This is a genomic window from Streptomyces sp. SCPE 10 (genome assembly GCF_051980735.1).
GTDB classification, from domain to species: Bacteria; Actinomycetota; Actinomycetes; order Streptomycetales; family Streptomycetaceae; genus Streptomyces; species Streptomyces misionensis.
This window is the reverse complement of sequence record NZ_CP197069.1, coordinates 259037-277565: the sequence shown is the minus strand read 5'-3', so window position 1 is coordinate 277565 and position 18529 is coordinate 259037. Positions and strand designations below refer to the sequence as shown.

The following is an 18529-nucleotide window of genomic DNA, read 5'->3' as shown; positions in this document are numbered from 1 at the left end:
GTGTACGGCTCACTCGCCCCGGGACGCGGCTGTGCCGCCGCGCTCCCGCGCGGGGGTGCGCAGGGCGAGCAGGGCGACGTCGTCGAGGCCCGGCGGCTGGACGCGGCGCAGCAGCTGGTCGGTGAAGGACGGCAGCGGGCGGTGGGCGAGGGCGGCGGCGTGCCGGCGCAGCTGGTTCAGTCCCTCGTCGAGGGTGTGGCCCGGTTTCTCGACGAGCCCGTCGGTGTACAGCACGAGGGTGGCACCCGGCGGCAGGAGGACGGTGGCGTCGGGACGCGAGGTGCGCACTCCGGTCCCGAGCAGGAGCCCGTGACCGCCGGTCAGGTACTCGGCCAGACCGTCCCGCGTGATGAGCAGGGGAGGAGGGTGACCGGCGTTGGTCCAGGACAGCTGCCAGTGGCCCTCGTCGGTCCTGGCCACCCGGGCGAGGACGAGGGTGGCCATGGTGACGTCGGTGATCGGCATGATCGCCTCGTCCAGGCGGTCGACGATGCGGCTGGGCGGTCCCTGCTGGGCCCAGGCGTAGGCGCGCAGCATGTTGCGCAGCTGGGCCATGCCCGCGGCGGCCTCCAGGTCGTGGCCGACGACATCGCCGACGGCGAGCGCGGTGGCGCCGTCGGGCAGGGTGAAGGCGTCGTACCAGTCGCCGCCGACCTGCGAGGCGTCGGGGGCGGGCAGGTAGCGCACGGCCATCTGGAGCCCGGGCACGCGCGGCATCTGGGGCAGCAGATGGTTCTGCATGGTCTCGGCGACCTTGCGCTGGCGCTGGTAGAGGCGGGCGTTGTCCAGGGCCAGCCCGGCCCGGCGCGCGATGTCCTCCAGCAGGGGCAGGTCGGAGACGGTGAAGCTGTCCGGCTTGCCCGCCCGGCCGAGGGTGAGCGCCCCCAGCACGTCCCGGGTGCTGCGCAGGGGCACCATGGCCGCGGAGTGAATGCCGGCGCTGTCGAAGAGACGGCGCTGCTCGGCCGTGATGCCCGAGTCCGGCGGGCCCTGGTAGGTGTCGGGGCCGGCCAGGGCGGAGGAGACGCCCCGCAGCGCCTTCGACAGGGGCATCAGCGACTCCTCCGGGACCGGTGGCATCGGCCCTTCGAAGTCCTCGTGACGGATCACGGTGTCGCCGTCGGCCTGGGCCACGACGGTGCGCCACACCTCGTCGCGTTCGGTGATCAGGTCGATGACGGCCCAGTCCGCGAGGCGCGGCAGGACCAGTCCCACCAGCCGGCGCAGCGCCTCCTCGATGTCGAACGTGGACGTCAGCTGCGTCGTGGTCTCGGCCAGCAGGGCCAGCCGCTCGAAGTCGCTCAGCGTTCCGGCGGACTGCTCCCGGGGCGGTCCGGCGTCGGCGGCCGGCCGGCTGGAGTAGAAGACGACCAGTGTGCCGGTGACCCCGTCGCCGACGTCGTACGGCGTGAGCGTCCAGGAGACCGGGAGCAGGGAGCCGTCGGCGTGCTCGAAGTACTCGTCACCGCCCTGGGCCGGGCAACCGGCCAGGAACGCCTGCCGCATGCCGCACTGCGTCGCGGGCAGCTGCTGGCCCTGCGGCCCGCGGTGCAGCAGGTCGTGCGCGTCCCGCCCCACGAGCTCGTCGGCGGTACGGCCCAGCAACTCCGTGGCGCGGCCGTTCGCGGCGAGAATGCAGCCCTGCTCGTCCACGACGTAGCCTCCCGCCCCGATGGCGTCCAGCGCCGGGGCGAGGTGAGCAGAGGGCACCACCGCGGACTGCTTCCGCCCGGCCTGCGCGCTCTCCGGTCCCACCATGGTCCTGGTCTCCCTCTTCCATCCCGGTATGCCCGGCCGGGGCCGGCCGCCGGCCCGAGGGCCGCTGATTGACTGTTCCCGCACCCGCCGCCCGCCCTACCCGCCGTGCGACAAGTCCGTGGAGATCCACTCCAAGGGCTGCGGCGCGCCCACGCGGCCGGACGGCGGCGTCATCGACGTCGTCGCCGTCGGGACCGGCGCGGACCGCGTGCGTACGTTCATCCCGCCCGACTTCCCCCTGCCCGTCCGGACAAGCCACCCGGTGATTCCGCGCGCCGAGAGGCGTCAGCGCAGCCCCAGGCAGGGCAGCCAGCCGCGCGGTGCCCCGTGGGCGGCGGTCAGCAGCGCGGCCAGCACACCCGGCAGGCCGGTGAGGAGGTCCGCGGGCCACTCGGCGAGCGGCTGACCGGACAGCCGGGCGGTCAGATGCCGGACGAGCCGTTCCTTCAGCGCGCTCGCCGCCGGCAGCCGGGCGTGCCGCTCGAAGGCGTCGGCGACCGCCAGCACGCCCGCGGCCCCGTGGCACAGCCCGAGACGGTCGCCGGGGGTGTCGCCGAAGAGGTGGCCCGCTGCCGGTGCTCCGCGACCAGTTCGCCGATCAGGCACCGGACCGACCGGTCGTGCTCGGCGTCCAGCGCGAACCACCGCGAGCCGAGTTCCCGCAGCACCGCGCGGTCGCCGGGATGGTCCACCAGGAAGTCGTCGGTGAACAGCACGAGCGACCCCTCGGGGCCCAGGCCGCCCTCCCAGTGGTGCACCTGGCCGGGCAGGATCACGGTCAGCTGCGGGGGGGGCACCGGTCGGCGGGTGAGATCGACGACATGGGTGCCCGAACCGGCGCGGACGTGGACGATCTCGTAGAAGGTGTGCCGGTGCGGCCGGTCCCCCCGGGACAGCGGACCCACCTCCTCGAAGGAGCCCGCCGCGAAGGGCGGGGCGTCGGGACCGGCCACCTCCAGCCGGTGCAGCGGCACATCCCCCGGACAGGAGGGCAGGCTGGGAACTCCCGGTAGGACCGTGGTGCTGCGCATCGGTCGCACTCCTTTCTCGGGCGCCGGTCGGGTCGGCACATCCGTTCCCGCTCTGGTTTGGACCAACCTCCTGCCCCTCGTCCTCCCGCGCCGCAAGCTCCCTTCATGGAGCTGGAGTGTCCCGGAGGCGGTCGAACGCGGCTGGCGGGCGGGGTAGCGGCCGCGCGCCGGCATGGACGGAGGCCGACGCCATCGGCTGTCCCTGCCGGGCTTCCCGGACGACGAGGCGGCGGCCCTCTCCGCCTCGCACACCCGCGATCTCATGTAAAGCACCGGCATGATCCAGACGCCTGGGATCACGGCTGCACGCCAACGGCGCGCAATGATTTGGACAAAGCCTCAAGCGTGATCTGTCGCCGCGCCGGTCACAGGGACAAGATCGCCTCCGTGAACGAAGACACAGGCCCGGTCTGCCCGCAGTGTCACGCGGCCCTGCCGGACTCGGATCCCCGGTTCAGTGCCTGGTGCCCGGCTTGCGCGTGGAACCTCGACCCGCAGGGCGGCGATGTCTCCTGGCGGGGCGGACCGAGGTCCTTGGCACGTCAGGAGCGCGCGCTCGAACGCGTACTGGCGGACGGCCCCGGGACCCCGTCGTGGAATGCGGCCCTCGTCGGCGCGCTGGTGCTCGCGACCGCGGTCAACCTGGTCACCGTCGCGCTGGTGGGCACCGGGGTGTGGTTGCTCGTGGCCGGCACCTGGCCGGAGCGGATACTGGGCGCGGTGGAAATCGTCGTCGCTCTGGTGCTCCGTCCACGATTCGGCAGGATGCCCCGGCACACCCTGGACGCTGCCGCCGCGCCGACGCTTTACGCGGTGGCGAAGCGGGTCGCCGCCGAACTCGGCACCAAGCCAGTGGACGCGATCGCCGTCGACGCGCGGTACGGCTCGGGCTGCACGGTGGTGGGGCCGCGCCGGCGGCGCGTCCTCGTCATCGGTCTGCCGCTCTGGGAGACCCTGACCGCCGACCAGCGGCTCGCACTGCTCGGCCATGACCTCGGCCGTGCCTCGACCCGGGGCGGTCCGAGCGGCGCCTGGATCCAGACGGCCCTGGACGCGCTCACCACCTGGGCGGACATGATCCGCCCGACACCCGAACTGGAGGCCGCGCGGCAGGGCGTGGTGGACGCGAACGCGTTCCGCCCGGACGCGCTGCGTCAGAACACCAACATCAGTCTGGGCCAGGCCCTTGCCCAGCCTCTCCAGAACCTGCTGGCCCACGGCGTGCTCGCGCTCCACCGGCTGCTCGGCCGGCTCGACGACCTCTCCGGCAGGCAGTCGCAGTACCGGGCCGACGAGATGGCCGTCCGGGTCTCTTCCACCACCGCGGCGGACGGGCTGCTCCGGGCGCTGCTGCTGAGCGACACCGCCCGCTTCGCCGTGGAACGCGCGGCCCGGAGCGGGGGCGACGTCTGGGCACAGGTGCGTGCATCCCTGGTGTCGGTTCCGGACACGGAACGCGAGCGGCTGCTGCGCCTCGCCCGGTTGCGCGGCGACTCGACCGACGGCAGCTCCGCGCCCACCTACTTCCGCATCCAGTTCGTCAACCGGATCCCCGGCCCCAGGACCGCGGGCACACTGAGCGGTGAGGAAGCTCAGGCGATCGACGAGGAACACCTGCCGCTGCGCACCACGATCGCGAACGAGCTCCGGAGCGAGGCCGGTCAGGGCCTTTCTTCCGGATCAGGTCGGCTCGGGTCGGCGGCGCCTTACGGCCGAGCCGAGCGGCACGCCGGTGTCGTCGGACAGGGCGAACGCCGGTGGCCAAGTGCCGAGTGACGGGGGCGACGTGGGGAACGAACGCCGCCGTCATCCGATGCCGCACCCTGTTCAGCGGAAGATCATCCTCACTACTCGGACGGCACCCTCCGCTTGTCCACGTCGCCGCGCGCCCGTCGGCACGACGTCCGGCGGCTTGCCCCGCGCACGGTACGCCCGCCCCGCCGTTCGCGTCAGCCCCTCTCGCGGCGATCGTGCACCCGCCCCAGCCTGCGGCCCATCAGCAGGTAACCGACCAACGCGCCGGTCGTGTTGAGGATGACGTCGTCCACGTCGAAGGCCCGCCCGGTGACCAGGGCGCCCTGCGCCATCTCCACCAGCAGCATCACGGTCGCGGTCAGCAGCAGGACCCGCCAGATCCCCCGGGCCCCCGGCGCGAGCACCGGCACCAGGACCCCGAACGGTACGCCCAGCAGGATGTTGCCGCCGATCTGCTTGGCGGCGTCCCGCAGTTCGGGCTGGTCCAGATAGGCCTTGATGGAGCGGCCGGGGTGCAGGTTGCTGTGCGCCAGGGAGACGGACGCCGGGGACGGCTCCAGAGTGATCCTGGCCAGTACGACGGCGAAGGCCACCATGAAGACGAAGGCGCACAGCATCGCCAGTATGCGGACCGGCAGCGGAAGTACGTGCCGGCGGCGCGGGGGAGCGGGCGCCGCCTTCCCGGCGGCACGCTTGGCCGCGGTGGCCCCACGGGCGTCGCCCGCCTCGCCCGCCCTCGGGCTCCGGAAGGGGCCGCCGCTCCAGCGCGCCCGCGCCTTCGCCAGGCGGCTTCCGCCACCGCCCGCCTCGGCGGCCGGGGGCTTCTCGCTGCGTTCGTGTGCCTGCGCTCCTGCCCGGCCCCGGCGGCCGAACCAGGCAAGGCGACTCGACCGGGGCGCGCGGCCGGGAGCGGCTGCGCGTGAGTACGGAGCGGTGCGGGCCATTCGGTCCTCCAGTCGTCTACGACCCTGTGTGGTGGAGCGGTCAACCGCGAGTCCGGCCGGCTGCCGGGAGCCGCGTGCGGGTCACGGTCCGTAGGAGACGTGCACTTCCTTGAAGCCGAGCGAGTGCAGCAGACCCTCCAGCATTCCCGTGGTGTTGGTCTCGGCCCGTGCGGTGAGTCCGCTGTGCCTGGCCGCCTCGCCGATGTGGGACACGGCGAGCTTCTGCACGGCGTGCTCGCTGTTGGGGTTGTCCGAGAACAGGTCGCCCAGGCGGTCGAGCAGTCCGCGCTGCTTGGAGACGGCGTAGGAGTGGTCGGCGTCCAGGGCCGGCTCACCCAGCCGCGCGTGCGGGAGCCGCAGCGTGGCCGACGTACGGTCCTCGTTCACCGTCACGTCCTTGTCGCCGAGCCTGCCGAGATCCACATAGGCGTCCACGGTGCCCGCGCCGACATACAGGGTGCGGGTGCCGCGAATGGCGTCCGGCAGGTACTTGGCGTCCTTCTCCAGATCGACGACGACCTGGAAGTTGCCCGAGGCCGCGTCGTAACGGCTCATGTCCTTGATGGACTTGAGGAGCGCGGGCCCCGAGCGGTCGTGCGTCTGCGTGCCGAACAGATCCTTGACGCCCGGGAGTACCGCCAGCCTGATACCGGCGAACAGCAGCGCGAGCACCAGCACGAAGGCGGTCACCACCTTCGCCCAGCCGGGCATGCGTCTGTGCTGCGGGCGTGTGGCGGGAGTCGTCATCCGGCAGCCCTCCTTCCTGCTGTCCGGATGCCCCCCGAACCCCATGCCAGACACGGAAGTTGACGCCGGCACGCATCCGGCGGCAGGAACGCGGACGGCCGGGGGCGAGTCGGCCGAGGCCGGGGCCCCGGCGCGCGCCGCGATGAACTCCGGGAAGACCCTGTGCGTTTCCTGGTCGGCGACCGTCCGACGGGTCGAGAACGCCCGGCCCCGGGCACGGTCTCCCGTGCCCGGGGCTCAGGGTCGGCTGGGCGGGGGCGCCGTCGCGCGGCCGCCGGTCCGGCGAACGGTGTGCGCGGTGCCGCTCAGACGAAGAACGCGTTCATGCCGGGGACGTCGGACAGATAGGTCTCGATGTCGGCGATCTTGCCGTCGCGGAGGCGGCAGACGGTGGAGAGGTACTCGTCCAGCCGGACGTCGCCCCGGCGGGCGGTGTTGTGCAGGGACAGGGCCATGTTCTCCCGGCTGACCAGGATGTGCAGCAGCTCGAAGTCGAGACCGTAGGAGGCGATCTTCTTCGCCCGCTCCACGACGGCCTCCGCGCCCACCGCCGTACCGGAGACGGTGTTGTCACCGGGGAGCGTCCAGGTGGCGTCGTCGGTGAGCAGGCTGCGGATGCCCTCCCAGTCACCCGCGGTGAGATAGGCGTGGAACTTCTTGCCGAGCTGGTGCTGGACCTCGGACTGGGCCATCGGAACTCCCTGGGAACGATGCTTAAAGCGGCGATCTCCGCTTTAAAGACTGTAGGCACCTCCCTCGCTAAAGCGCAACTCAATGCTTTAAGGTGGAAGGCATGCCCGCCAAAAGCAAAGACAGCCGCCCCGGTGGCCGGAGCGCCCGCGTACGCGCCGCCGTGCACCGGGCGACCGTGGACCTGGTGCAGGAAGTCGGAGCCGAGAAGGTCACCATCCCCGTGGTGGCACGCCGCGCCGGCGTCAACCCCAGCTCGCTCTACCGCCGTTGGGGGACCGTCTCCGCCCTCCTGGCGGACGTGGCCGCCCAGCGCCAGGACGAGGGCGCGCCGGAGCTGCTCGGAGATCTGCGCAAGGACCTGGAACAGGCCGCGGTGTGGACGCTCACCGACCTGTCCCGGCCGGGTGGCGTCGCCTTCTTCCGGGCTGAAGTGGCCCCGGACGTGGACGAGCGGCGAGCGGGCTTGCGCGAGTGCCTGGAGCGGGTCAGTGCCCGCTTCCACGCCGCCCTGGAGGCCGCGGCCCGGCGGGGCGAGAGCGCGCCCCCGCTGGAGCGGGTGCTGGATCAGGTGGTCGCGCCCCTCTACTTCCGGGTGGTGTTCTCGATCCCGGAGACGAACGAGGACTACGCGCGCGGCCTCGTCGCCGGGTTGTGCGACTTCGGGCACGGCTCGCCCGCGCGACCGCGACAGGACTGAGCGGCACCACACCGGCCTGGCCGTCCGCAGGTGGAGCCATGCCGCCGCGGGCGGTGGTGTCAGCAGCACCCCCGATTCGGGGCCTGGGCCGACTGCCTCACGGGCCGCCGGGGAGGAGGGTTGCTCCTGTCACCAGAGTCCGGCCGACGGCGCCGGACATCGACACGGGAGCGGGGAAACGCGATGGCCAGTCACACACGGCGCAGACTCCTCAAGGGCGCCGCGGTCGCGGCGGCGGGCGGCGTGGTCGGGAGCGGTCTCGGCCCCGGCTTCTTCACGGCCGCCGCACAGGCGGGTCCCGCGGCTGGGAAGAGCGACACGACCAGGGCGACACCGTTCCTGGAAGGTGCCTTCGCGCCGGTCACCGAGGAGTTGACCGCCTTCGACCTCGAGGTGACCGGCCGGATCCCGCACGATCTGGACGGCCGCTACCTGCGCAACGGCCCGAACCCGCTGCGCCTCGAGGACGTCCGTGCTCACCACTGGATGCTCGGCGACGGCATGGTGCACGGGGTCCGTCTGCGCGGCGGGCGCGCGGAGTGGTACCGCAACCGCTGGGTGCGCTCCTCGCAGGTGACGGCGAAACTGGGGGAGACCTACCCCGGCCAGGCGCCGCCGGACGACTTCGCGTGCAACACGCACGTCATCCCGTACAAGGGCCGCATCCTGGCCCTGCAGGAAAGCGGGCCGCTGCCGTACGAACTGGACGGCGAGCTCGACACCGTACGCCCGTACGACTTCCACTCCACCCTCACCGGCGCGTTCACCGCGCACACCAAGTACGACGCGGTGGCCGACGAACTGCACGCGATCGCGTACTACCCCACCTGGGACCACGTCAGGCAGATCATGATCGACCGGACCGGCCGGGTCGCGCGGACCACACGGATCCCCGTCGCGGACGCGCCGATGATGCACGACTTCGCGCTCACCGAGAAGTACGTGGTGATCGTGGACGTGCCGATCACCTTCGACGCCGCCGCCGCGGAGGCGGGCGCGATCGTGCCGTACGTGTGGAACGACCGGCATCCCATGCGCGTCGGGCTGCTGCCGCGCAGCGGCGGCACCACACGCTGGTTCGAGATCGACCCGGTGTACTACTCGCACACCCTCAACGCCTACGACGAGGGCGACACCGTCGTGGTGGAGTACATAGGGTTCCCCGCACCGTTCTACGCGGCCGGCCGCGGCATGGGCGGTCCCTGCGCGACCGGGTCGCCCACGCTCGACCGCTGGACGATCGACGTGCGCGCGGGCCGGCTGCGCAGCAGCCGGCTGGACGACCGCCCGCAGGAGTTCCCCCGCGTCAACGAAGCCCTGGTCTCGCGCCGGCACCGGTACGCCTACACCGCCAGTGCGGCCGAGATGTGGCGCGCGTACGAGACGGTCGACGGAGTGCCGCCCGACGAGAAGTTCTCGAACTACCTGGTGAAGCACGACATGCTGCGCGGCAACGGGCAGCTCCACCGCTTCCCCGGGGGCGCGGCGGTCAGCGAGCCGGTGTTCGTGCCGCGGCGCGGGGCGCGGGACGAGGACGACGGCTACGTCTTGTCGTACGTGAACGACCCCGACCGCGGCGCGACCGACCTGGTGATCCTCTCGGCCCAGGACTTCACCGGCCACCCCCTGGCCCGGATCCATCTGCCCGGCCGGGTACCCCTGGGCTTCCACGGCAGCTGGGTCGCGGACGCCTGACGGCGGTGACCGGCGGTGGGCCTCCGGCCGCTTGCACGGGCCGTCGCCGCCGTACCAGACTGGCCACCCCTGGAACGCCGTTCGTACGCGATCCGTACGGTGGATGTCCGCGCTTCGCACCTCCCGACGGCATAGGATGCCGTCGGGAGGTGTTCCATGTCCGAGTTGTTCGACGCGGTCGACGCGCTGGTCGCGTCCCGGTCCCCGCTGCCGGCGGCGGAGGAGCGCAAGCGGCTGCGGGTCGCGCACGGCCTGACGCTGGACGAGGTCGCCGCCGCGCTGAAGGTGCGCCGGGCGACGGTGTCGGGCTGGGAGTCGGTCAAGAAGACGACCGAGCCGCGCGGACCGGAGCGTGAGGCGTACGCGCGGCTGCTGAACAAGCTCGCCGAGCTCTACCCCGCCCCCGCCACGCCCCCGGAACCGGCGCCCGCCGCCCCGACCGTCGGGTCCGCCCCCGCGGAGCAGGTTCCGGCCGCGACCCCGGCCCTGGACACTCCTGTCAGGACGGCCCCCGAGACCACCGAGACCGCCCCCGCCCTCGACGCCCCCGCCGAGCCGCCTCCGACGCGCTCCGCCCGGCCGTCGCCGTCGTCCGCCTCGCGTCGTCCAGTACGGAAGGCGGCCCCGGCCGACGCGCCGACGGGAGCCACCGGCCGCCGGTTCGAGAACGGCCCCCTCGCGGTCGTCGACGTCGACGCGGACGGGCAGGTGCTCGCGTACTGCACCGGCGGCCTGGTCCTGGACGTACCCGCCAAGAGCATCCCGGCCCTGGTGGAGTGGACACTGCGCGAGGCGAAGCTCGGGCAGCCGAAGCTGTCCGGGCCGGGCAAGGACGCCGACCCGCTGCTCGTGCTCACCGAGGCCGCGCTGGAACGCTACGGCCTGCCCGTCGCCCTCACGGACGAGGAGCGGCGGGCCGGGCGCCTGCCGGAGGGCCACAAGGTCGTCAAGCAGCTGGCGCGCGCGCAGTGGAGGCTGACCAAGCGCGGCTTCGGCCCGTGGGCGCGGATCCACCGCCCCGCCCAGGGCTCGGAACGGGCCTGCGTCCAGCTGTGCATCCCGTCCTGGCACGCGCTCGACTCCCGCCACTGGGGCGATGTCGCGCAGCTCCCGCCGGCCGAACTCGCCCGCGTCCTGGGCGTGTACGCGTCCCGCGTCATGACCCCGCGCGGTTCCACCGCCGTCACCGGCCTCGAGCTCATGACGGCGCTGCACCCGCCGACCCGCGCCTCCGAGCCCGATGCCGACGGCAGGCGGCACTCCGAGCACAACCCCGGCTCGCTCGGCAAGGCCCCGGTGGACTGCGCGCCGTGCGAGGCACCCGACGGCCACCCCCTCCTCAAGGACCTGCCGCGCTTCCACATCCGCGGCCCGCAGGAGAAGCTGTTCGAGGAGGCGTACGACTGGGCGCGCCCGATGACGGACGCGGAGTGCACCCTGCGGCACCTGGTCGGCATCGACGTGAACATGGCGTTCGCCGCCGGAGCCAACGGCCTGATCGTCGGCCTCGGCGCGCCCACCCACGTCAGGAAGCCGGTGTTCGACCCGAAGCTGCCCGGCTCCTGGCTCGTCGACCTCTCCCACGTGGATCTCTCCCGGGTGAGGACGGGCAAGGACACCTGGGCGGACCTGGACGCCGACCTGCTGCCCAGCCCCTTCACCCCGAAGGGGGACCGCCCGCAGGGGCCGGCCTGGTACGCGACGCCCACCGTCGCCTACGCGGTGGAACTCGGCTACGAGGTCCGGCCGATCGAGGCGTACGTCCGCCGGGAGAACGGGCGCTACCTGGACGGCTGGTACCAGCGGCTGCGCGACGCCTACCTCGCCACGATGGCCGACCTCGGCGTGCACACGGACATGACGCCCGAGGACTTCCTGACGGCGATGGACGGCTACCGGGATCGCGATCCGGAGCTGGCGACCGTCGTCTCGGCGATCAAGGCCACGGTCAAGGGCGGCCTGGGCAAGCTGCGCGAGCGCCCGCGCGGCGAGGGCTGGCGGCCCGGCGAGCCGTGGCGCGCCCTGTCCCGGCCCACCTGGCGGCCGGACATCCGCGCGGCCGTCATCTCCCGCACCCGGGTCAACCTGCACCGCAAGATCGTCAAGCACGCATCGTTCACCGGGCAGTACCCGGTCGCGATCCTCTCCGACTGTGTCGTCTACGCCTCGAACGGGCCGAGCCCGCTGGACTTCCTGCCCTACCGGGAGGGCAGGCCGCTGCCCGGCGGCTTCAAGCTCGGCGTCAACCCGGGCCTGGTCAAGCACGAGGGCACCCAGTCCGTCCTGTGGGGCGAGGAGGTCCGCGAGCGGTTCGACGCCCCGGAACTCAACCTCGCCCGCTACATCAAGGACGGCACCGTCACCGACGCCGACAACGGAGAGTAGGGGGAGACGACGATGACCCTGTTCGGCGACGGCCTGGAAGCCGCCGTGCAGAAGGCGTTCACCCGTCCCGCGCCCAAGAGCGCACCCGCCCGGATGCGCTACCTGGTCAGGCAGCTCAAGGGCACCAAGCAGGTCGCCCAACTGCTGCGGGTCTCCCAGCGCACCGTCGAACGGTACGTCAAGGACCAGATCAAGAAGCCCCGCCCCGACCTCGCCGCCCGCCTGGAACGCGAGGTGAACAAGCGCTGGCAGCCCCAGATCCGCGCCAGGGCCCGGCAGACGGCGGCGACGACCGGCGGCATCGTCATCGACACCCGCGCCAGGATCGGCTACACCGCGCCCGTCGGATCCACCGACGACGCCCGCGTCCGGCATCTGACCGTCGCGCTCCCACCGCAGTACGCGGCCCGCCTCTTCGACGCCCAGCAGGCCGGCGCCGGCGACCAGCAACTCCAGCGGATCGCCGCCGAAGGACTCAAGGAGGTGTACTTCCAGGACAGTGGCCGCCGCGCCGGAAGCCTGGAAGAGGTCCGCCTCACGGACGTCGAGCACGTCGAGTTCGAGCTGTAGCCGGGGACCTGGCAACGCGGGGCAGAGACGCGGCGGCGGCTGCAGGATCCGATGCGTGCTCCGGTACGGCAACCGGCGTGAGGAGTGCCTGCCGTCCGGCGTGACGGTCAAGGCGACACCGTCATGCGGTGAAGACGAGACTGACGTTGTGTCCGCCGAACCCGAACGAGTTGGCCAACGCAGCGGACCACTGGCCGGTGCGTGGCCGGCCGCGCACCACGTCCAGTTCCACACGCGGGTCGAGTTCGTCGAGATTGCGAGTGGCCGGCACCGTGCCGTCCTTGAGCGCCAGCAGGGCGGCCATGGCGCCAACTGCTCCGGACGCCCCCATCATGTGGCCGGTCATCGACTTCGTCGCTGTCACAGCGGTGTGACTGCCGACCACTCGGCCGATCGCCTCGGCCTCCGCCAGGTCACCGGTCTCCGTGGAGGTGGCGTGGGCGTGCACGACTCCGATGTCCGCCGGGGACAAGTCGGCGTCGCGCAACGCCAGTTCCATGGCGAGAGCCTGGCCTTCCGCGTCGGACGCCGTGATGTGGTTCGCGCTCGAAGTCACGGCACTCCCGGCCAGCGTGCCGTAGGCGCGTGCTCCACGGGACCGGGCGAACTCCGCACGTTCGAGTACCATCATCCCCACGCCCTCGCCCATGACGAACCCGGATCGGTCGACGTCGAAGGGGCGGGACACGGCCTCCGGGTCCACGGACCGTGTCGAGAGGGCCTTCATCTGGGCGAATGCCGCGATGGTGAAGGGGTGCAGGCACGCCTCCACCCCGCCTGCGACGACCACGTCCACCCGCCCGCCGCGGATCAGATCCTGTCCCAGGGCGAGGGCCTCCGCCCCGGACGCGCAGGCGCTCACCGGGGTCCTGGCGCCTCCCTTCGCGCCCAGGTCCATGCTCACCCAGGCAGCCGGCCCGTTGGCCATCAGCATGGGCACGGTGAACGGCGACAGCCGGCGAACCCCGGCGCGTTCGAACACGTCGTCTTGTCCCAGCGTGGTGAGGACGCCCCCGGTACCCGTACCGATGACGACGGCGAACCGTTCCGGGTCGACCTGTGGTGCCCCGGCGTCCTGCCAGGCTTCGCGCGCACCGAGGACGGCGATCTGCTCGCCGCGGTCCAGCTTCCTGGCCTCGGTCCTCGGGAGCAGCGAGGCAGGGTCCACCGTGAGGCCGGCCGCGACGTGCACGGGCAGGTCCGCGGCCCACTCCTCCGTCAGGAACCGCACCCCTGACTTGCCGTCCAGCAGCCCCGCCCACGACGACGGCGCATCGGCTCCCAGCGGCGTCATCGCACCGACGCCCGTCACCAGCACCTGACCGTTACGGGTCACACCAGCCTCCTTGAGTTGTGCGGATACTACATAGCGTCTGAGGTGTGCTCACAGAGCATTCCAGTGTTCAGAAGGGATATCAGGGGTGGAGGCGAACCGATTCAACGCCCGGCGTTTGTGCTGTTCCGACAAGTCGTACGGCGACGCATCGCGCACCACCTGTTGTGCGCCCGCGCACGCGAGCCGAGGCAGCGGGCCGTGGCGGCGAAACCGTCGATCGCCGCCACGGGCACCCGTTCTGGTGCCGGAGTTGAACTCGCGCCTCGGTGCGGGTGGTCCGGGCCGACGCCTCAGCTCTTCGGCAGGGTTCGGGCGAGAAGGGGCAGCAGACGGTCCCAGTGCAGTTGCAGTGCGGCCGGGTTGAACGCGTCGGTGTCGGCCATGGTGAAGCCGTGGACGGTGCCCGGATAGATCTCGGAGGTGTAGCGGGCACCCGCCGCGTCCAGGGAGTCGTTGAGTTCACGGAGGGCCTCGGGCGTCAAGTCGCCTTCGGCGTGGCCGAAGTGGACCTCGGCGGTGAGCTTCGAGAAGCTGTCCGGTCCGGCGGCCTCCACCGGGGCGTGGAACGCGGCGAGGGCCGCCACCCGGCCGGGGTGGGCCGCGGCGGTGCGTGTCGCCAGGAGGCCGCCGATGCAGTAGCCGGTCACCGCGACCGGTCCGGTGCCGACCTCGGGCCGAGCGGCGAGGAAGGCGAGATAGGCGTCGGCGTCGCTCAGGACGCGTTCCGTGGTGTGCGCCTGGATCATGGGCATCACCTGGGCGATGACCGAGGGCCGGACCTCTGCGCCGATGTACTCGGGAAGCTCGATCAGCGGGGCCGGGCCGTGCCGGTAGAAGAGGTTGGGGACGACCACGTAGTAGCCGTGTGCGGCCAGTTCGCGGGCCATCTCCCGCAGCACGGGCCGGATGCCGAAGCCGTCGGCGTACATCAGCACGCCCGGGTGGCGCCCGCCGCCGTCGGGGAAGGCGACGAACGCGTCGGCCAGGCCGTCCGCGGTGGGTATCTGCAACGTCCTGCTGGGCATGGATTCTCCTGTCGTGGTGGAAGTCGAGCTCGTGGTCAACACGACGGAGGCGGAGCCCGTGCGGCGGCACGAGATCCTCGATCCGCGAAAGGGCCGGCGACGGCCCGTACGGCGCTCAGGAGAGCACCGGGTCGCCAATCCGTGTGTGGCGAGATGCCGTCCCGGTGGTCATGACCGCACAACGTAGTCCACCGGATGGGACCGCTGCCAGCCGTCGGCTGCCGGACGACCGAGCCGGGGCTTCCGACGATCCAGGCCGGCCTGCCTCCGCCGGCCGCGACGGGACGAACTCCCGCCTGCGGACCGGTGCGACGGGGGCGGTAGCGTCCCCGGCAGGCCGGAGCGTCCTGATGTGTCGGCGGCACCGGGAGGCGGCGTGACCGCCCGCTCGCGGGCCCGGGAGCTCGTGCGCTGGTTCGCCGATCAGTGGACCGTGCGGGCGAGCGAGGAGGACTCACCCGTGCGCCGGTTCCCGAAGGGGCCGGGCGTCAGTGGTAGCCGTACGCCGCCCAGTCGGCGATCACGCTGCGGCGCAGTTTCGGCGGGTAGGAGGTGGCGAACGACGCGGTGGTGGCACGCACGGTTCCGGTGAACTCCTCCGGCCGCAGACAGCTGGTCACGGACTTCCCCCCGTGACCGGCGCGGATCTGCTCGGCGGTGAGGTAGGGCACCATCGGGATGCCCGGCGCCTCGGGGAACGTGTACTCGGTGCCGGGACGGTAGCGCGTCGCCATCGCCCAGACGACCTGGCGGATGTCGGTGACGTCGATGTCGTCGCCGACCAGGATCACCTTGGGTACCAGCCAGCCGGCGTGCGAGTCGAAGAGCACTTCGGCCACCTCGCGCACCAGCTCGTCCTGCGTGGTCCGCGAAGCCACCAGCTTCTCGCGGTCGATGGAGACCACCATCCAGCAGGTCGCGGCCTCGAACGGGCACCAGGCCAGATCGACGGGCAGCCCGGCCGAGCGCAGCAGACCGGTGGCCTCGGCGGCGATCATCGTGCCCCAGATGGTGTGGTTCTCCTCCGGCGGGACACCGGCGGCGCACACGGGCAGCACCGCCTGGTCGCGGTAGGTCATGGCCTCCACGTGGAAGAGGGGCTGCGGCTTGCTGTGCGGGAAGGAGTAGCCGTGGTATTCGCCCATCGGTCCCTCGGGCCCGGTCTCGTCGGCGCTGATGTGGCCCTCCAGCACGATCTCCGCGTTCGCCGGCACGTACAGTCCGTTCGTCTCGGTCCGCACGACCTCGACCCCGGCACCGGCGAGCGCGCCGACGTAGCCGTCCTCGCTGACCCCGGCCGGCAGGGGCATGCCCGCGGCGGCCAGCGCGGCCGGGGGAGCGCCCAGCACCATGGCCCAGGGAGTGGGCTTGCCCTCCCGGCGCCACATCTCCCGGATCATTCCCACGTGTTGCTGCGGCATCGCGGGACCGACCAGGGTGTTGCGGTCGTGGAGCATCGTGCGCGCGACCGACCAGCTGGTCCACTCGCCGTCGGGGCTCCGCACCACGTGGAAGCCGTAGGTGCCCAGATAGCGGCCCCCGTCCTCCTGGTGCAGCAGCGGAACGGGCAGCCGTTCCAGATCGACGTCGTCGCCGACCAGGATGTTCTCCTTGCACGGTCCGGTGGGCACGGGCCGCGCCGGTACCGGCTCGGCACGCATCGCCGCGACCAGCTTCTCGACGATCTCCCGCGGCGTGCTGTGCGGCGGCAGACCGACGTGCGCGGCGATCCTGCCGTAGGTTCCGCGCTCCTCGGAACCCAGTCCGGCCGGCGCGCCCAGGATGCGCAGACCGGCGTCGCCGGCGCGGAGCGAGGTGAACAGCGGTGCCGGGGCATGGGTCTCGTAGGCCCTCCGGGTCACCGCGCCGACCTCCAGGTGCGGATCCACCGCTCGGTCGATCCGGACCGCGTCCCCGCGGTCGAGGAGTTCGTCGAGGAAATCGCGGAAGTGCAGAGCGGAACCGTGCTGTGTCATGAAAGGTCTTTCCGAGGTCGAAGGATGTCCGGCGGAAGGCGTGGCCGTGCGAGCGCGGCCTGCCCGTGGCCGTGGGCGCAGGTGTGGTCGCGGTGCGGCTACGGGCGTGGGTGCGGCCCGGTCAGGGAGCAGGCAGAGGGGCGCGGGCCACGCGCATGCCCGCCCAGCGCCGTGCCCTTGGATCGGGCAGGTCGATCCAGCTCGATGGTCGCCCGGCTCCCGTAGCTCCTGCCATCCCGACGATCAGCCGCATCGATGCTCCTCTTCTCCGCTCGTGCAACAGGCCCCGATACGCGAACAGGACATGTTCGGTCATGGCGCCATGTGGTCCCGGCGCATCATCACCGTGCTTCTCACCAGGCGTTTTCTAAACTGTAGGCAGGCCGCAGGGCTGATTCGGGCAGAGAAACGGCCGCATGATGTGCAAAAGGAGACGTCCGCATGGCAGAGATCCCCAAGCTGGCCTTCCCGCACAAGCCCGCGAGTCTGCCCGGTGTGCAGGTGCTCGACTTGCCCGACCTCCTGGACGGCACGGCCCGCCGCGTCGGCGGCGCCTTCACGCCCGTGCGCCCCGACCACCACATCCTGTTCACGGTCCACACCGGGCATCTGGTGTGCGCGGTCGACGGCACCGAATGCGTGGTGACCACCGGCGCCTGGCTGTGGGTGCGACCCGGGCAGGTCCTGCAACTGGGATCGGGAACCCTCGACACCACGGGAACGGCGGTGCTCTTCATGGCCCACGCCCTGGAACCGGACACCGTCACGGCCATCGGCCTCGACCAGCGCGCCTGGAGACTGCCCGTCACCCTGCCCGCCGAGGCCGACGCGCCCGTGCGCCAGACACTGCGCATGCTCGCGGACGAGTACCGGCGACTCGGCGTCCTGCCCCTTTCGGCCCACATCGAGGTCGTCCGCCACCTCCTGGCCGTCCTCCTGCTGCGCCTCACCCACCTGCCGGCCACCTCCCGTGCCCCCGCCGCGGGCGGCGAGGCGTTCCACCGCTTCCACCAGGCCGTGGAGGACGACTTCGCCCGCACCCACCGGGTGGAGGACTACGCGGCCAGGCTCGGCTACAGCGTGCGCAGCCTCAGCCGGGTCACCCAGGCGGCCGTCGGGCTCAGCGCCAAACGCTTCATCGACGACCGGGTCCTGCTGGAAGCCCGGCGGATGCTGCTGCACACCGACCTTCCGGCAGCCTCCGTCGCCGAACGGCTCGGCTTCCCCAGCGCGACGGCCTTCGCCCGATTCTTCCGCCACCGCACCGCGCAGACACCGACCGCGTTCCGCGCCCGCGCTTGAGGAGCGCAGGCCCGATCCGGCGGTGAGCCGCACTCACGGAAGGGGAACCTGCGCGCCCCGGCCCTGCGACCGCACAACGATCGCGCCAACCTCCCCACGCTCGGCCGGATTTGGCCGTATGGCTTGCTCGTGACGATGTTGCGCATGACACCATGGCGGTCGCGGGGGCGCACGGTACTGCCCTCGGCGTTGGGTGCCTGACGAGTGGCCCGGAGGGGAAGTGGACGTCAAGGTCGCGGTCGACGGCGGGCGAGCCGCCGACGAACTGCGCTCCCTGCACGCATGGCTGGTCGCCGATCCGTCCCTGCGGGGCCGGGTACGGCTGGAGGCGGCCCCGCCCGCCCCCGGGACGCTCGGCTCGGCACTGGAGACGCTCTCCGTGGCGCTCGGACCCGGAGGCGTCGCCACCGCGTTGGCGAGCGTGCTGATCACCTGGATCCGTCGCCGCTCGGGGGGCCTCACCCTCACGGTGCGCCGCAGTGACGGGGCGTCGTTCGAGTTGAAGGCCCCGGCGGTGCGTGAGTTGACGCCGCAGGACGTGACCGAGCTGACCCGCCGGCTGTCGGAATCGCTCGACGGGCCGGGAACCCACGACTCCCCGCGGGAGAGCTGAGC

The 18529-nt window shown here is 72.3% G+C and carries 16 protein-coding genes; 7 read left to right on the top strand and 9 right to left on the bottom strand.

What is annotated here, in order from left to right; translation table 11 throughout:
* Positions 1-9 precede the first annotated feature (9 nt).
* The 3 genes from ACSP97_RS01225 to ACSP97_RS01215 all read right to left on the bottom strand — a co-directional run bounded on the left by ACSP97_RS01225 (position 10) and on the right by ACSP97_RS01215 (position 2789).
* Positions 10-1758: a SpoIIE family protein phosphatase gene (locus tag ACSP97_RS01225; RefSeq protein ID WP_440556098.1), complete on the bottom strand. Its 1749-nt coding sequence runs from the start codon at positions 1756-1758 to the stop codon at positions 10-12.
* 285 nt (positions 1759-2043) lie between these two features.
* Positions 2044-2265 carry a hypothetical protein gene (locus tag ACSP97_RS01220; protein WP_440556097.1) on the bottom strand — a complete coding sequence of 74 codons (222 nt, stop codon included), beginning with the start codon at positions 2263-2265 and terminating at the stop codon, positions 2044-2046.
* Positions 2205-2789, bottom strand: a complete 585-nt coding sequence (locus ACSP97_RS01215) for an AraC family ligand binding domain-containing protein (protein WP_440556096.1) — start codon at positions 2787-2789, stop codon at positions 2205-2207. The genes ACSP97_RS01220 and ACSP97_RS01215 overlap by 61 nt, the downstream gene beginning before the upstream one ends.
* A gap of 534 nt (positions 2790-3323) precedes the next feature.
* On the opposite strand from ACSP97_RS01215, the gene ACSP97_RS01210 reads away from it, so the two are divergent.
* On the top strand, positions 3324-4565 hold the full coding sequence (locus tag ACSP97_RS01210) for a M48 family metallopeptidase (RefSeq protein ID WP_440556095.1): 1242 nt from the start codon (positions 3324-3326) through the stop codon (positions 4563-4565).
* Positions 4566-4738: 173 nt separating this feature from the next.
* Here the strand turns inward: ACSP97_RS01210 and ACSP97_RS01205 are convergent, their stop codons facing one another.
* The 3 genes from ACSP97_RS01205 to ACSP97_RS01195 all read right to left on the bottom strand — a co-directional run bounded on the left by ACSP97_RS01205 (position 4739) and on the right by ACSP97_RS01195 (position 6927).
* Positions 4739-5488 carry a VanZ family protein gene (locus ACSP97_RS01205; RefSeq protein ID WP_382070853.1) on the bottom strand — a complete coding sequence of 250 codons (750 nt, stop codon included), beginning with the start codon at positions 5486-5488 and terminating at the stop codon, positions 4739-4741.
* An 81-nt stretch (positions 5489-5569) separates the two neighbouring features.
* Positions 5570-6235 (bottom strand): DUF4230 domain-containing protein, encoded by a 666-nt coding sequence (locus ACSP97_RS01200; RefSeq protein WP_355147375.1) that lies wholly within the window; start codon positions 6233-6235, stop codon positions 5570-5572.
* A 305-nt stretch (positions 6236-6540) separates the two neighbouring features.
* Positions 6541-6927, bottom strand: coding sequence for a nuclear transport factor 2 family protein (locus tag ACSP97_RS01195; protein WP_355147377.1), 387 nt, complete (start codon positions 6925-6927; stop codon positions 6541-6543).
* A 101-nt stretch (positions 6928-7028) separates the two neighbouring features.
* On the opposite strand from ACSP97_RS01195, the gene ACSP97_RS01190 reads away from it, so the two are divergent.
* The 4 genes from ACSP97_RS01190 (at position 7029) to tpg (ending at position 12275) form a co-directional block, all read left to right on the top strand.
* Entirely contained in the window at positions 7029-7625 is a 597-nt protein-coding gene (locus ACSP97_RS01190) for a TetR/AcrR family transcriptional regulator (RefSeq protein WP_355526354.1), read from the top strand.
* A 183-nt stretch (positions 7626-7808) separates the two neighbouring features.
* Positions 7809-9320 (top strand): carotenoid oxygenase family protein, encoded by a 1512-nt coding sequence (locus ACSP97_RS01185; protein ID WP_440556094.1) that lies wholly within the window; start codon positions 7809-7811, stop codon positions 9318-9320.
* 156 nt (positions 9321-9476) lie between these two features.
* Positions 9477-11705, top strand: a complete 2229-nt coding sequence (tap, locus tag ACSP97_RS01180; protein ID WP_440556093.1) for a telomere-associated protein Tap — start codon at positions 9477-9479, stop codon at positions 11703-11705.
* A gap of 12 nt (positions 11706-11717) precedes the next feature.
* Entirely contained in the window at positions 11718-12275 is a 558-nt protein-coding gene (gene tpg / locus ACSP97_RS01175; RefSeq protein ID WP_355526346.1) for a telomere-protecting terminal protein Tpg, read from the top strand.
* Positions 12276-12396: 121 nt separating this feature from the next.
* Here the strand turns inward: tpg and ACSP97_RS01170 are convergent, their stop codons facing one another.
* From ACSP97_RS01170 to ACSP97_RS01160, 3 genes are all read right to left on the bottom strand, one after another.
* Complete coding sequence (locus ACSP97_RS01170) at positions 12397-13569, bottom strand: beta-ketoacyl-[acyl-carrier-protein] synthase family protein (RefSeq protein WP_440558535.1); 1173 nt, start codon at positions 13567-13569, stop codon at positions 12397-12399.
* A 332-nt stretch (positions 13570-13901) separates the two neighbouring features.
* Entirely contained in the window at positions 13902-14636 is a 735-nt protein-coding gene (locus ACSP97_RS01165) for a dienelactone hydrolase family protein (RefSeq protein WP_364726616.1), read from the bottom strand.
* A gap of 488 nt (positions 14637-15124) precedes the next feature.
* Positions 15125-16612, bottom strand: coding sequence for a UbiD family decarboxylase (locus ACSP97_RS01160; protein ID WP_382014182.1), 1488 nt, complete (start codon positions 16610-16612; stop codon positions 15125-15127).
* Between the two features lie 441 nt (positions 16613-17053).
* Here ACSP97_RS01160 and ACSP97_RS01155 point away from each other — a divergent pair, with 441 nt between their 5' ends.
* Both ACSP97_RS01155 and ACSP97_RS01150 read left to right on the top strand, forming a co-directional pair.
* Positions 17054-17914 (top strand): helix-turn-helix transcriptional regulator, encoded by an 861-nt coding sequence (locus tag ACSP97_RS01155; RefSeq protein WP_364726619.1) that lies wholly within the window; start codon positions 17054-17056, stop codon positions 17912-17914.
* Positions 17915-18134: 220 nt separating this feature from the next.
* Complete coding sequence (locus ACSP97_RS01150; RefSeq protein WP_355147393.1) at positions 18135-18527, top strand: effector-associated constant component EACC1; 393 nt, start codon at positions 18135-18137, stop codon at positions 18525-18527.
* Positions 18528-18529 lie beyond the last annotated feature (2 nt).